Source organism: Streptomyces sp. NPDC042100 (genome assembly GCF_055582325.1).
Genome location: NZ_JBVJDK010000023.1, coordinates 59,026 through 71,120 on the forward strand (window position 1 = coordinate 59,026; position 12,095 = coordinate 71,120).

A 12,095-nucleotide genomic window follows, 5' to 3' on the forward strand; every position below is an offset into this window, starting at 1 on the left:
CTGTACCGTCGCCGGCCCGGGCGTCGTCCGGTGGGCGGCCAGGAGGAGTGGTCGCCGGCCTTGTGTCGTGACGGGCAAGCGTACGGAGCGCCCAGTGGTGGACTGAATGCGAACGTGTTGTCCGGTTTCGTATGGCTGATCTTATATCTGATGGATTGTCAGTGGTCGCCTCTACCGTCGAGGGAGATGTTCCGCAATGACGGTTGAAGGCGGTGCGGGTTGGCCAACAGTGTCTGGCACAACGGGCTCGAGCGCATCCTGGCGCTCGACATGGACGATCTCGGTCTTCCCGAGCGCAGCAGACGCCTCGTTCCTGACCTGATCGAGTCGCTGCTACGCCCGCTCGCGGAGCGGGACCGGACCCTTCTGCAGTGCGTGCAGAGCCAGCGTGGCCTGCCGTGCAAGGCGGAGGCCCAGGGTGTGCAGAGCCGTTTCATGAACGTGCGGAAGCATCGAGGTCCCGACGGCGCGTTGCGGCTGCGCGCGGCCCACCTGCCCACCGTGCACACGATGAGCTCGCAGGAGAGCGACCTGCACAAGGCGATGAAGGAGTTCGTCGCCCGGACATGCGACTCTGCCGGCCTCCGGTACATGGTGGAGAAGGCGACGAGGAATCGCACGTCCAGGCCGGATGTGACCGTCATGGGCGACGGCGGAATCGACCTCGGCTGCGAGGCGCAGTACTACAACGCCAGCTCCAGCACGGTGCTGCGCCGGTCGCGGGCCCATTCCGGTGCCGGCCTGACCGCCAACTGGATCACGGACAACGACACCTTCCACCTCGTGGACCGTTCCAACTGGATGCTGACAAGGCCGGCGAGCTGGAAGCAGGTCAGCAGCGCGAACGATCTTCCCCTCATGGGGGGCTACCGCGTCCTCGCCAACTGGAAATGCACAGCGGCAGCCGAGCGCCCGTGCCCTGACGGGTTGGCCAGGACGGGCTGCGGCCGTACACACCTCGAGTGGGACACCCCGCGAAGGCTCGACGACGAAGGAACGGGCTGGACCGGATGGGCCGGCAGCCGCCGCGGCGTCACAGTGGGACAGACCTTGATCGGCGCGGCGACCGGAACGGTCGTGCCCCTCTTCCTGGCATCGGAGTCGAAAGCCAGGAGCGGGGTCCACATGTGGGTACCGGCCAAGGACCGGAGCACCTGGTTGGAGTACCGGCCCCAGGACGAGGATCCGGCCGAGGAGGACACAGGGCCCGATGCGCGGATTGAGTTCTCAGGCCGAGAAGCGGAGCTCGACTGCAGGTTCGGCGACGAGACCTGGAAGCCGAGCGCACCCCTGCAGCGCCGCGGCCTGGCCCAGATGTCCATCACCGTCGACGAGCCCCTTCGACATCTGCCCATGCCCGAGCAGGAAACCAGCCTCCTGGATGAGGAAAGGTCAGTGCCTGTCCCCGTCGCAGTGGTGACAGAGCCCGCCCGTCTCCTCCCATCGATCCCTGTACAACCAACCGTCCTCGCACCCCAGCAGCCCTTGGTCGCCTTGCCCGCGCCGCCACCGTCTCCTGCTTCCTCACCCGCCCCGCTTGCCGTTCCACGGCAGCCGAACCCGGAAGACCGGAACGCGGAGCGGCTGCCCGCCGGCCGATCAGGCGAGCCCTGGGCATCACACCAGCCGGCCAGCCAGTCCCTCTCAGACACGGCGCGCCCCCGGGAGAAGAACGGCGCACCGTCCCACAAGACCGGTTCTCCCGGCACCGCGTGCCAGCCTCGCGAAGCAGCCCCGCCAGCAAGTACTCCGTCGACCAAACCCATTCCGCCGGCGCCGACCTGCTCAACCGATCAGATCGGCCTCTGCGCCTCCTGCCACCACCCGACCCACCGCTACGGCCAAGGGGGGAACCCGCTGTGTGCACTCTGCCGCGAAGAGATCCAGAACACACGTCAGCGACGGGAACATAGCGCCTTGCCCGTGTGACCGACGGGGCGGTCCAGGCCCACTGCCGGTGGGGCTGGTGTACCAGGCGGGGCCGGGCTCCGAGGAGCGGGCCGACCGGATCGCGAAGACTGCGTACGACCTCGCGGCCGCGACGGCCGGCTCCGGCCGGAGCGCGGCGGCCGCCGACGTCTTGGTCGCCGTCGACACCCTGACCGACGCACTCACCCGCATCGACCCCGAAGTCCGCGAGGTCCCGGTCGCGGTGACGGCCGCGACGGCCACGGCCCGCCAGCGCCTGCCCGCCGGCACTGAGAGGGGGGCATCCGCGTCGGGCTCCGGCATGCCCTGGGCCCCGTGTTGGATGTCGGCCCCGACGGCGCGGCCTGGGCCCGGGTTTCCAGGGCATCCGCTGATAGCTCTGCTCGCTGAAGCGGGGCCGCCTGGTCGTTCTGTTCAACGACGGTCCCGGGTCGCGACGGTCGACCGCGCGGGCCGTACGGCGCCCTCCTCGCCGGTCTGGCCGGACGGCACGGCCGAGTGGGCCAACCATGTGATCGTTTCTGCGGTGAATGCCGACGCCTTCTCGGGTGAGGGATCGTGAAACAGCCTGCGGCGGGGGAGAGCGGTCCGCTAGACACCTCGTCGTGATCAAGAAATTCATGGGCGTGCTGCCCGCCGCTGCCCTTGTCGTCCTGCCGCTCGCCGGCCCCGCCACCGCCGCTCCGGCCGCTCTCGCACCTGCTGCCGCCCCGCCCGCGGCGACGGATGTGCCGTTGTTCCAGGCGCTGGCCTGGCTGCAGGAAGCGGAGGAGGGTCCCCGGGCCGGGTACGACCGCGGGGCGTTCCCGCACTGGAACAAGGGGCTGAACGCGGGGGACGGGTGTGATACCCGCAGGGAGGTGATCCTGGCCGAAGCGAAGGAAACCCCGGAGATCGGCCCGAAGTGCAAGCTGACCGGCGGTCGCTGGTGGTCGGAGTACGACCAGGTCTGGATCACTTCGGCGGGATCGCTCGATGTGGACCACATGGTGCCGCTCGCCGAGGCATGGGATTCCGGCGCCGCCGCCTGGACGAAGGCCCGGCGCGAGGCGTACGCCAACGACCAAGGCGCGCCGGACAGCCTGATCGCGGTCTCGGGCAGCTCGAACCGGAGCAAGGCCGACAAGGACCCGGCGGACTGGCTGCCGGTCCCGGCGGACCAGTGCAAGTACGCGGGCGACTGGATCAAGGACAAGCTGCGCTGGGATCTCACAGCGGACCCCGCCGAGATCAACGCCCTGGCCAATCTCGCCGAGGCCTGCCCCGACGCCCGGATCAGCTACGAGAAGGCTGCCTGACCGCGCCTCCTCTCTTCCAGGGCGCTGGCCGTCCGTCCGCGCTCGGAGACACGGGCGGACGGGCCTTCGGGCGCCGTCCCGTCGGATGCCGTACGCCGACGGCGTGGCGCTGCGGTCGCGACGGCTCGCGGCCGGGCGCTGTTCGAGCCGGCCCGTGCGGCTTCTCAGGGACGCGATCGTCGACGAGGTCCTGCGCTGCCGCCTGGCCGCCGAGGACACCCGACGACAGGACCGCCGCCTGCGCGCCCGTCGGGAGAGCCCCTGGTCCGACCGCCAGGACGTCGCCCTGCGAACCGAGGCCGAATACCACGCGCTGCTCCTGGCGCTCGCTCACCTCCCGCCGTGCGGAAACGGGAGAGCTGCCTGGATGACTCGATCGCGGACCCGTAGGGTCGCGGATCATGGACACCGTCTGGCCTGCCCCGATACCTGCCCGCACGCTCTACAGCCTGTGGCAGCGCCTCGCCCTCATCGCGCTCGGGGGTGTCTTCGCCCTCATCGGCGGTCTGGCGTTCGTCATGGATCTGGACGTCGCCGGGATGGTGATCTACGCGGCCGTCGGCGGCATGGGTCTCTGGTTCGCGATCCGCGGCGGAACGGCCGGCGTCCGCGTCGACGCGACGGGCATCACCGAGCGGGGGCTTGGCCGCTCCGGCACCGCCGGATGGTGCTCGATCCGCAGCTGCACCATCACCGAGCAGGGGGGAGCGTTGTTGAGGACGGAGCTCTTCCTCGCCGACGGCACCACGCTCCCGCTGCGGGCGATCGCCTCCTACTCCACCCGCGCCGCCCACGCCGACCTGCACGTGATCGCCACCGCGCACATCGCCCACCGCGCCACCTGCGGGAACTGCGCCGACTGACCCGCGTGCGGCGGGCGTGGGTGGGGGCCGGGTTCGGGGGCAGGCGATGGTGGAGCGGAGGGCTGCCCGGGCGGAGCCTGACCGGGACGCGACGCCGCCGGAGCAGCCCGTCAGGAGGTCTGCGTGTCGGCGGGTGCTCGTCGCCGACCGCTGGACCACCGTCGTCAGCGAGTCATCCCCTCGGCCTGGGCCTGGCGCAGACATGTGCTCGCCGTCGCCCAGCGCGCCGGCCGCAGCACCACCCCGGCCGAGGACGCAGCCCTTCTCCACCGCACCCTGAAGATGAGCGTCGACAAGATCGCCACCATCACCGGCGCCGAACCCGCCGCCGTCACGGTCCTGCTGGGCACCCGAACGTAGCGGCCCTCGTGCCGGGCCCGAGCCCGGCGCGAGGATCCGCAAGGCGACCCTGCGAGCCCGCTCGCAGCGCGCGGGTCAGTCCCAGCCGGGATCGCCGACGGCATCCCACTCGGGATCCCACAGGCTGGGAACGATGCCCCAGCCGGTGTCGTGGAAGCCCCATCCGGGGTCCCTCCGTACCCAGCCGGTCTCGCCGTGCACTCCCCAGCCGATGTCGCGTCGCATGGTCCCCTCCTCGGATCGGCGCCTGTGTGCGCTGACGTGAAGGTATCCGCCAGCCCCTTGGGTGACCAGGTAAGTTCCGCTGCTTCGTCACAAGCGAGACCCTCACCCACGAGTTCGCCACCAGGCTGCACGTCCTGATCCACGAGGCCCAAGGCGGGGGCACCACGGACCTCCTCTCGGCGGTCGCCTGTGACTGCCCGGAGCTTCTGCGTCCGGGCGCCGGGGCCTGCGGGGAGGTGGCCGCCGTCGATAAGGGATGGCGTAGGTGTCGCTCCGGCCCGCCGGGGCACGACATAATCAGGCTATGGCTCCATCGACTGCTGCTTCCGTGCCGTCGGCGTTCGACGTGCTGTGTGCGCGTTACAGCAGGCGGCTCCCCGCCCGGCTGGAGGATCTGGCCGGGCCTGCCCAAGGAACCGTCGATCTTCCGTTGCACGTGGCCTGGTCGGGACGGCGCAGTTACGCGCTGGACGGTGACCGCTCGAGGATGAGCCTCTACCGGACGGTCCTGGCCGAGGGACAGCGCGAGGACCTGGAGGCGGTCCTGAACCAGAACCTTCTGGTCAGCCAGTGGCCTGTCCTCCGCACGCTGGTCAGCCGTCCCCTGCGTGACGCATGGGAGTCCGCGTTCCCCCAGCTCACCGCCGGTCGGGCTGTTTCCGCCGCGTGAACCTGGACGACCTGCACCGTCGGCTCCTGGCCGACGTCCTCTCCATCGGCACCCCCTACCCGCTGGTGATCACCGGCGGGTATGCCGTCCAGGCCCATGGCCTGGTGAGCCGACTCAGCCAGGATCTCGACGTGGCCACGCAGAATCCGGCATCGATGGCGGAGATCATCGCCACGGTCAGCGGCGGCCTGTCCGGGCGCGGCTGGGCGGTGCGGCAGGTCGAGACCGACCCGCTGATGGGCAGGCTCGTCGTCACCGACCCCGTGACCGGTGAGGAGTGCGAGGTCGACATCCTGAAGGAGGCCTTCTGGGCTCCTCCCGAGGACACCGAGTACGGGCCCGTCCTCGCTCTGGACGACGTGATCGGCACGAAAGTCCGCGCGCTGGCGGACCGGGGCGCGGTCCGGGACCTGATCGACGTCCACGCGGCTTCCCGCCTGCGCAGCAACGCCGACCTCGAAGGCCTCGGCCGCCGTCACGCCCGCTACGAGTTCAGCCTCCAGGATCTGCGGGACCGGCTCGTCGGCGCCGAATGGTGGGACGACCAGGACTACGCCGACTACGGCCTGGCCCCCGAGGCGATCGATGAGCTCCGCAGGTGGGCCCTGGCGTGGGCTGCGGACCTCGACACGCGGCTGATGGCCGAGGAGAGCCCCGACGACGCGTGAGCGGGAAGGCCCGGCCGAGGAACCTGGCCGGCGCATAGCCGTGCTGCGGCAGGTCGCCCGGCCCGGCGCGTAGCCGCTCCTGGCTCTGGGGCTACCTGGCAGTGTGCGTGCGCCGGGCCAGTGCCAGAGCGCGCCAGCGTCCGGCGACGACGGCTTCGTCGTCGATCCACCGCACCGCGGAGCGGGTGCCGGGCTGAGTGCCGGCCATGTGGTGGACGAGGTCTCCGTAGTACGCGTAGTCGCCGTCTGGGGGCGCGCTCAGACGGGTGAGGACCTCGGCGGTCGCTGGGGTGTCGCCCCGGACGGCGTGGTGGAAGGCGAGGGTGAGGTCGAGCATTTTCTCGGGGGCGAGGAGGCCGGCGGTGCGGATCTCGGCCCGCAGGGTCTCGGCGCGGTCGGGTACGGCGGGGTCGGTTCCGGCGTCGCGGGCGAGCGCGGCGATCTTCACGGTGAGGGTGGTGGCGCGCAGGTCGAGGCCGGTCAGGAGCTGTTCGGCGAGGTGGATCTCGTCGTCGGCGAGCGCGGGGTCGGTGAAGGCGAGGACGAAGGCGCGCTGGGCCTGGGAGGTGGCGCGTTCGCCGGCGACGCCGTGCTGTTCGGCTTCGTCGCGGGCCGCTTCGTACGCGGCGGCCGCGCGGTGCAGGTCGCCGTGGGGCCACCAGATGTCGCCGTCGACGCGGTGGTGGCGGCCGGGCCAGCCGAGGGTCGGGACGACGGCGTGGGCGGTGGGGAAGTCGCCGGCGAGGCGGGCGAGGTGGGCGAGTCCGCGGCGGGCGGCGGGGGCGAGGCGGCCTCCGTGGTCGGCGACGTACCGCATGCCGGCGCGGGATTCGGCGGAGCGCCCGAGGTCGCGCTGGGCCTTGGCGAGGTAGTAGACGGCCATCTGCTGCAGGTCGCCGGGGAGGTGTCCGGCGGCGGTGAGGGCGGCCAGGCGCTCGGCGGTGCGGGAGCGGTGTTCGTGCTGGCGGCGGGCGAGCGTGCTGAGCAGTTCGGCGAGCGCGTCGGCCGCCGTCGCCGTACCGCCCCCGGTCTCCTGGTGGCCGGGGGCGGGTGGGGTGACGGGTTCCCATACGGAGTCGGAGACGTAGGCCCAGGCGGCGTCGGTGAGCCAGCCGAGCTCGAGGCGGAAGTCGCGGGCGAGGGCGAGGCCCTGTCGCAGGCAGCCGGTCAGCAGCAGCCGGTCACGGCCGGCCCCGGCGGTCCACTGTTCGCCGAGCGCCGTGTGCGCGCGGGCGGCGGCGGCCTGCCAGTCGGCGGGGGCCCAGCGGTCGTCGGTGAGGTCGTCGGCGCCGCGGATGGTGGAGCGGATCAGGCCGTGCAGGTAGTACGGCCACAGGCCGAAGGGGTTCTCGTTGATGAACGGGCGCTGGATCAGCCGGTCCGCGGCGGCCTGGCGGGTGAGGCCGGCGGTGCGGGTGGCGAGGTGGGTGTCGAAGGCGTCGAGGAGGGCGACCGAGCGCAGCAGGTGGCGTTCGTCGGGTGTGAGGTCCGCGAGGGTGCGGGCGATCAGGGCGGGGAAGTCGTGCTCGAAGTCGGCCGGGGCCGGGGTGCGGCCGGTGCGGCGGATGTCGAGGAACCGCATGACGGCGAGGTCGAGGTAGAGCGGCAGGCCGTGGGAGCGGCCGGTGATCACGTCCCGCACCGGGCCGGGGATGAGGGGGGTGCCGTCCTTCTCCAGACGGCGGGCCAGGTAGTCGTCGCAGTCCTCGGGCGCGAAGTCGCCGACCAGGACCTGCCGCCCGCGCACCGGGATGGCCGGGCCGGGCAGGAGGCCGCGGGCGTGGGGGATACCGCCGGGCCGGGAGGAGACGGCGAGGCCGGGCCAGGCGGCCGGGCCCGTGTAGTCGAGCTGGCCTTCGAGGGCGGGCTCGGCCCACTGCAGGCGGGCCCGGCCGGTGACGACGAAGAAGGCGTTCGGCATCAGCCACACGACCCGCTGGATGAGGCGCTCCAGGTCGCGGTGGGTCCGGTCGCCGACGTCCTCGAAGGTGTCCAGCAGGATCACCGGGCACACCTTCTTGCCGACCGGGAGCCGGTCGAGTTCCCAGGCGAGCAGGTGCGGATAGAAGGAGAGCGCCTCCATATCGGGCTCGGCTTCCAGCAGGTCCGCGAGCCGGGAACAGGCGGCGAGCGCCCGCACGGTCTGGCGCCGCTCGCGCAGCGCGGTCGTCAGCGCCCCGACCAGGGCGCCCGCGGCCGACCCGACGGTCCCGGGCAGCAGCAGGGCCTGGGCGACGTCGGCGAGCGCGGACTGCATCTGCTGCGGCATGGCCTTGCCGAACCGGGCCGCGAGCCCGCCGCGCCGCAGGTACTCCTCCAGGGGCTCACCGGGGTGCTGCCGCTCCCAGTAGCGGCGCAGCGCGAGGTCGAACGCGGGCAGCGGCCGGCCCAGGCCGGCGAGCGCGGCGCGCAGGGTGAGGAGCAGGTCCTCGAAGCCGCCGCCGGCCGAGCGCGACAGGTCGATCCGCACCGGCAGGATCCGGGCCGACGCCGGCCAGGACGGCGCGCCCCACTGCGCGGGCCGCGCGGCGGGCAGGTCGAGCGCGGCTTCGAGTTTGCGGGACAGGGTGGTCTTGCCGATTCCGCCGATGCCGTGGAAGACCAGCACGTTGTCCCTGGGCGCTTCGAGGTCCTCGACGTCGAAGGCCGGCGCGGCGACGCGGGCCAGGTGCTCGGCGAGGGCGGCCGCGACCGTGTCCCACTGGGCCTCGCGGTTGGTGAAGGCCTCCGCCGCCGACACGCTCTGGTCGTTGCCGCTGAACAGCGCCCGCAGATCCCGTCCCACCACGTTGGTCCCCCGATTCGATGGCCGACAGGCCCAACCTACTTTCCCGTGGCGCGTCTTCGGGCCAAGGATCCCCCTACCGGGCGCCTGGCCGCAGCCCCGCCTTTCCGTCGTTGCCCGCTCAGGCATGGTGGTGCCCGCGCTCCAGCGGGGCGTGCCGGGGAGAATGACGACGGCATTTCAAGATCGGCTCAAGGAGGGTGGTCACCATGACCGACCCCGGTCCCCCCGACTTCTGCGGCCTGGAGGGCGGCGAGGAACAGTCCGCCGAGGAGGTCATCCGGGAAGTGGTGAACTGGTACACCGCCGAGCTCGTGCGCGAGCACCGCGCGCCCCTGCCCAACGAGGAGCGGGTGGCCGTGCTCAAGGAGGGGCGGGCGGCCGCGCTCGCCGACCAGGCGCGGCTGGCGGCCGCGGAGCCGGCCGAGGCGGCGCGGATCGCCGCCGTTTACGCGGCCCGGCTGAAGACGATCAGAGGGTCGTAGGCCCAGGCCGGGTACCGGGCGGGCAGAGCACGGGGGTGCGGGTGCGGCTGGCCGAGCGGGGCCGGACGCATCTGGGGCGGCATCAGGGGGCGGGCGAGCGCAGCGATCTCGTCCAGCTCCGCCCGGTGCCGGGGCAGGGCCCGGCGCAGGCCCTGGTGGAGGCGGAGGAACGCGGCGGCCTCCTGCTCGGTGTAGGGGCGCTGGCGTTCGGCGGCGAGCGCCCACGACGCCCTGCCCGCGCGGGCGCCGTTCTCGTGGCGCAGCAGCGCCTGGCCGTCGCGGCGGATCACGGTGACGGACGCGATCTGCGGGTGGGTCTCGGCGGCCGTGACGACATCGGCGAGCGCCCGGAAGCAGGTGTCGTGCCCGGAGCGGCTGGTGAACCTGCCGGTGGCACCCAGCTGCAGGGCGCGGGCGTAGCGCAGGGCGGTGGAGAGCCGGCTGTCGGCTTCGCGGACGGCCAGGACGACGAGGTCGACCGGGTAGCCGGCGGCCGCGTACGGCAGGGCGCTGGTGAAGAACTCCCGGGTGCTGCCGGGGGCGGCCTCGATGAGGACGTCGCCGCGCCGGTCGCGGATGTACGCCTCGGCGCGGGTGAACCAGGCGCGGTAGTCGGCGCGGATCGCGGCTCCGGCGCCGCGGGGGTCCTCGCGCAGCAGCCGGAAGTAGTCGGGGTGCTGGGCCTTGAAGTCGTCGCCGACCAGCCGGGTTGCGCCGGGCCGCATCGCGCGGCGCACCATCCGCGCGGCCAGCAGCTTGCCCGCGCCGGGCTGCCCCAGCACGTACACGGCCCTGGGGTCATCGCGCGGGATGTGGCCGCCGAGGTAGGAGGGGGCGATCAGCTCGTCGAAGACCCAGTCGTGCTCGGCGGCGGAAAGGCGGTGGTAGTCGACTCCGGGTGCGCGCCGGCGGGGCTGGGCGATGCGGCGGACCGGCTCGGCGAGCGCGGCGGCCCGCGCGGTGTCGCGTACGACGGCCAGGCGCTCGTCGTCGTCGGTGACGTCGCGGTGCACGCGGACCTCGGCAGCGGCGATGCCGAGCTGGAAGGCGGCGGTCTGCTGGGCGGACCACGGCAGGGCGCGGCCGCGCGCGACGGCCTGGCCGGCGTCCGGGCTGCGCCGCCAGGTGCCGCCGACGAGTTCGTTGCCGTACAGGACGGCGCCCTCACGGGTCACCACGGTGATGCGGTCGGCGAGCTGCTCGGCCTCGATGACCGTGAGCGCGTTGAGCAGGCCCGCGGCGCAGGTGTCGTGGTTCTCCCACGACACATACCGCCGTCCCTCGGCCAGGAAGCGGTCGAGGATCCCGAGCTGGCTCCACGCCTGCGCCGTCGCCAGGGCCACGATCTCGATCCGGTGGCCCGAGCGCCGGTACGCCGCCGCGGAGGCGCGGAACGCGTGCGGATCGGCGAGGGCGGACTCGACGACGGCGTCGAACCGCCGGTCACGGACGTGGTTCTCGACCGCTTCCTGCCAGCCCTGGGTGTCGGGCCGGACCTTCGCTCCGGCGGTGCGGACGTCGGCGGCCAGGGCCGCGGCGTAGTGCCGGTGAGCGGGCTTGTAGAGGTCGCGGCCGATCCGCACCGCCCCACCGCGCCGGTCGAGCGCCGCCTGGACGAGGTCGGCGATCTGCGTCTTGCCCGCGCCGGGCTGGCCGGCGACGACCACCACCACCGGGCGGCGCTGCGCAACGGCTCCCTTCGTCCAGTGGGGCAGCCGCTCGGCGAGGATCCGCTGGTGCTCGGCTTCGGCGAGCACCAGCGCGGTACGGCCTGGCACAGGCTCATCCTCCTCAGCACGTGACGGGTACGGGTACGTACCCGTACCCTTACCTTATGGGAAGGAGCACCGTGATGTCCGACGCCAACGTGAGAATCCCCGAGGAAGCCCGCGACCGCCTGGCCGCCGTCGCCGCCGCCGAGGGCCTGTCCCTGCGCGCGTACCTGGCCCGCCTCGCCGAGACCGTCCTGACCCCCGCCGAACGGGCCGAACGGGCCGACAAGGCCAAGAAGGCCCTGCACGCCTGGACCGGCTACAACCCCACGGCCGGCGAGGAGGCCGCCCTCGACGACGAACTCGACCGCCGTCTCGCCCAGGTGCAGCACCCGTGACCGAGCCCGTGCACATCGTCCTTGACGAGACCGCGATGACCGCCGCCGGCACCGGCAACGTCCTCGCCTCCCGCCTCATCCACCGCGCCCACGCCGAAACCGGCTGGCACCTCTACGCACCCGCCTGCGCACTCGTCGAAGCCGACCGCGCCCGCCCCGGCACCGCCGAGCACCTAGCCGCCCTGCCCGGCATCACCGTCCTCGACCTCGACCTCCCGGCCGTCCTCGCCGTCGCACGGCAGACCGCCTGGGCCCAGGCCCACGCCCACCACGCGGCCCAGCCCACCCCGGACAGGCCCGACGGCGCGATCATCGCCACCACCACCCCAGAACGCTGGAAGGGCGAACCCGTGCGGGTCCTCGACCTCGCCCCGTGAACCTCCAGGCCCGCCGCCTGGTTTTCTGAACGGCCTGAACGGCGGCCGGGCTATGGAACGGGCCAGCGGAGCCGCGTACGGTCGGCGGGTGGACTTCGATCTGGCCGACGGGAGCTCGCTTCGGCCGCTGCCCTCGGCCCATGAGCTGCGTGCGCTGGCGACCCGTCGGGCCGTCGCGGAAGCGCGCGCGGTCTGGGAGGCTGCCGCGCCGCGGCCGACACCGGCCAAGGTCTGGATCGCCCGCGAGTTTTCAGGACGTGCGCGCGAGCATGACGGACGCCAGGCGACACCCGCCCCCCCCCGCTGACCAGACGCCTGCAACAGC

13 protein-coding genes are annotated in these 12,095 nt (G+C 72.9%); 10 read left to right on the top strand and 3 right to left on the bottom strand.

The features are described from left to right. The first annotated feature begins 219 nt into the window (after positions 1 to 219). From ACZ6J5_RS33920 to ACZ6J5_RS33935, 4 genes are all read left to right on the top strand, one after another. The gene (locus ACZ6J5_RS33920) at positions 220 to 1,929 is read left to right on the top strand and encodes a hypothetical protein (RefSeq protein WP_469397782.1); all 1,710 of its coding nucleotides are present in this window, start codon (positions 220 to 222) and stop codon (positions 1,927 to 1,929) included. Positions 1,930 to 2,534: 605 nt separating this feature from the next. Beyond that, the gene (locus tag ACZ6J5_RS33925; protein WP_469397783.1) at positions 2,535 to 3,227 is read left to right on the top strand and encodes an HNH endonuclease family protein; all 693 of its coding nucleotides are present in this window, start codon (positions 2,535 to 2,537) and stop codon (positions 3,225 to 3,227) included. A 401-nt stretch (positions 3,228 to 3,628) separates the two neighbouring features. Then, complete coding sequence (locus ACZ6J5_RS33930; RefSeq protein WP_469397784.1) at positions 3,629 to 4,090, top strand: PH domain-containing protein; 462 nt, start codon at positions 3,629 to 3,631, stop codon at positions 4,088 to 4,090. Positions 4,091 to 4,213: 123 nt separating this feature from the next. Continuing rightward, positions 4,214 to 4,450 (top strand): hypothetical protein, encoded by a 237-nt coding sequence (locus tag ACZ6J5_RS33935; RefSeq protein WP_469397785.1) that lies wholly within the window; start codon positions 4,214 to 4,216, stop codon positions 4,448 to 4,450. 75 nt (positions 4,451 to 4,525) lie between these two features. Here the strand turns inward: ACZ6J5_RS33935 and ACZ6J5_RS33940 are convergent, their stop codons facing one another. After that, a complete protein-coding gene (locus ACZ6J5_RS33940) occupies positions 4,526 to 4,675 on the bottom strand; it encodes a hypothetical protein (RefSeq protein ID WP_469397786.1) in 150 nt (49 codons plus the stop codon). Between the two features lie 304 nt (positions 4,676 to 4,979). Between ACZ6J5_RS33940 and ACZ6J5_RS33945 the strand changes: the two genes are divergently transcribed. Both ACZ6J5_RS33945 and ACZ6J5_RS33950 read left to right on the top strand, forming a co-directional pair. After that, on the top strand, positions 4,980 to 5,345 hold the full coding sequence (locus ACZ6J5_RS33945; protein ID WP_469397787.1) for a hypothetical protein: 366 nt from the start codon (positions 4,980 to 4,982) through the stop codon (positions 5,343 to 5,345). Continuing rightward, positions 5,342 to 6,013 (top strand): nucleotidyl transferase AbiEii/AbiGii toxin family protein, encoded by a 672-nt coding sequence (locus ACZ6J5_RS33950; RefSeq protein WP_469397788.1) that lies wholly within the window; start codon positions 5,342 to 5,344, stop codon positions 6,011 to 6,013. The genes ACZ6J5_RS33945 and ACZ6J5_RS33950 overlap by 4 nt, the downstream gene beginning before the upstream one ends. A gap of 91 nt (positions 6,014 to 6,104) precedes the next feature. Here the strand turns inward: ACZ6J5_RS33950 and ACZ6J5_RS33955 are convergent, their stop codons facing one another. Beyond that, positions 6,105 to 8,801 (bottom strand): ATP/GTP-binding protein, encoded by a 2,697-nt coding sequence (locus ACZ6J5_RS33955; protein ID WP_469397789.1) that lies wholly within the window; start codon positions 8,799 to 8,801, stop codon positions 6,105 to 6,107. A 206-nt stretch (positions 8,802 to 9,007) separates the two neighbouring features. Between ACZ6J5_RS33955 and ACZ6J5_RS33960 the strand changes: the two genes are divergently transcribed. After that, positions 9,008 to 9,283: a hypothetical protein gene (locus tag ACZ6J5_RS33960; protein ID WP_469397790.1), complete on the top strand. Its 276-nt coding sequence runs from the start codon at positions 9,008 to 9,010 to the stop codon at positions 9,281 to 9,283. Here ACZ6J5_RS33960 and ACZ6J5_RS33965 read toward each other — a convergent pair. Next, complete coding sequence (locus ACZ6J5_RS33965; protein ID WP_469397791.1) at positions 9,247 to 11,061, bottom strand: zeta toxin family protein; 1,815 nt, start codon at positions 11,059 to 11,061, stop codon at positions 9,247 to 9,249. The two genes, ACZ6J5_RS33960 and ACZ6J5_RS33965, sit on opposite strands and share 37 nt — an antisense overlap. A 74-nt stretch (positions 11,062 to 11,135) precedes the next feature. On the opposite strand from ACZ6J5_RS33965, the gene ACZ6J5_RS33970 reads away from it, so the two are divergent. From ACZ6J5_RS33970 to ACZ6J5_RS33980, 3 genes are all read left to right on the top strand, one after another. Continuing rightward, positions 11,136 to 11,393 carry a hypothetical protein gene (locus tag ACZ6J5_RS33970; RefSeq protein ID WP_469397792.1) on the top strand — a complete coding sequence of 86 codons (258 nt, stop codon included), beginning with the start codon at positions 11,136 to 11,138 and terminating at the stop codon, positions 11,391 to 11,393. Positions 11,394 to 11,428: 35 nt separating this feature from the next. After that, positions 11,429 to 11,770: a PIN domain-containing protein gene (locus ACZ6J5_RS33975; protein WP_469397812.1), complete on the top strand. Its 342-nt coding sequence runs from the start codon at positions 11,429 to 11,431 to the stop codon at positions 11,768 to 11,770. A gap of 88 nt (positions 11,771 to 11,858) precedes the next feature. Beyond that, the gene (locus tag ACZ6J5_RS33980) at positions 11,859 to 12,077 is read left to right on the top strand and encodes a hypothetical protein (RefSeq protein WP_469397793.1); all 219 of its coding nucleotides are present in this window, start codon (positions 11,859 to 11,861) and stop codon (positions 12,075 to 12,077) included. Positions 12,078 to 12,095: the final 18 nt, after the last annotated feature.

Bases quoted from the DNA above. Each gene is read 5' to 3' on its own strand.
- ACZ6J5_RS33930 (WP_469397784.1), top strand. From the start codon at position 3,629: ATGGACACCGTCTGGCCTGCCCCGATACCTGCCCGCACGCTCTACAGC.
- ACZ6J5_RS33940 (WP_469397786.1), bottom strand. From the start codon at position 4,675: ATGCGACGCGACATCGGCTGGGGAGTGCACGGCGAGACCGGCTGGGTA.
- ACZ6J5_RS33945 (WP_469397787.1), top strand. From the start codon at position 4,980: ATGGCTCCATCGACTGCTGCTTCCGTGCCGTCGGCGTTCGACGTGCTG.
- ACZ6J5_RS33960 (WP_469397790.1), top strand. From the start codon at position 9,008: ATGACCGACCCCGGTCCCCCCGACTTCTGCGGCCTGGAGGGCGGCGAG.
- ACZ6J5_RS33970 (WP_469397792.1), top strand. From the start codon at position 11,136: ATGTCCGACGCCAACGTGAGAATCCCCGAGGAAGCCCGCGACCGCCTG.
- ACZ6J5_RS33975 (WP_469397812.1), top strand. From the start codon at position 11,429: ATGACCGCCGCCGGCACCGGCAACGTCCTCGCCTCCCGCCTCATCCAC.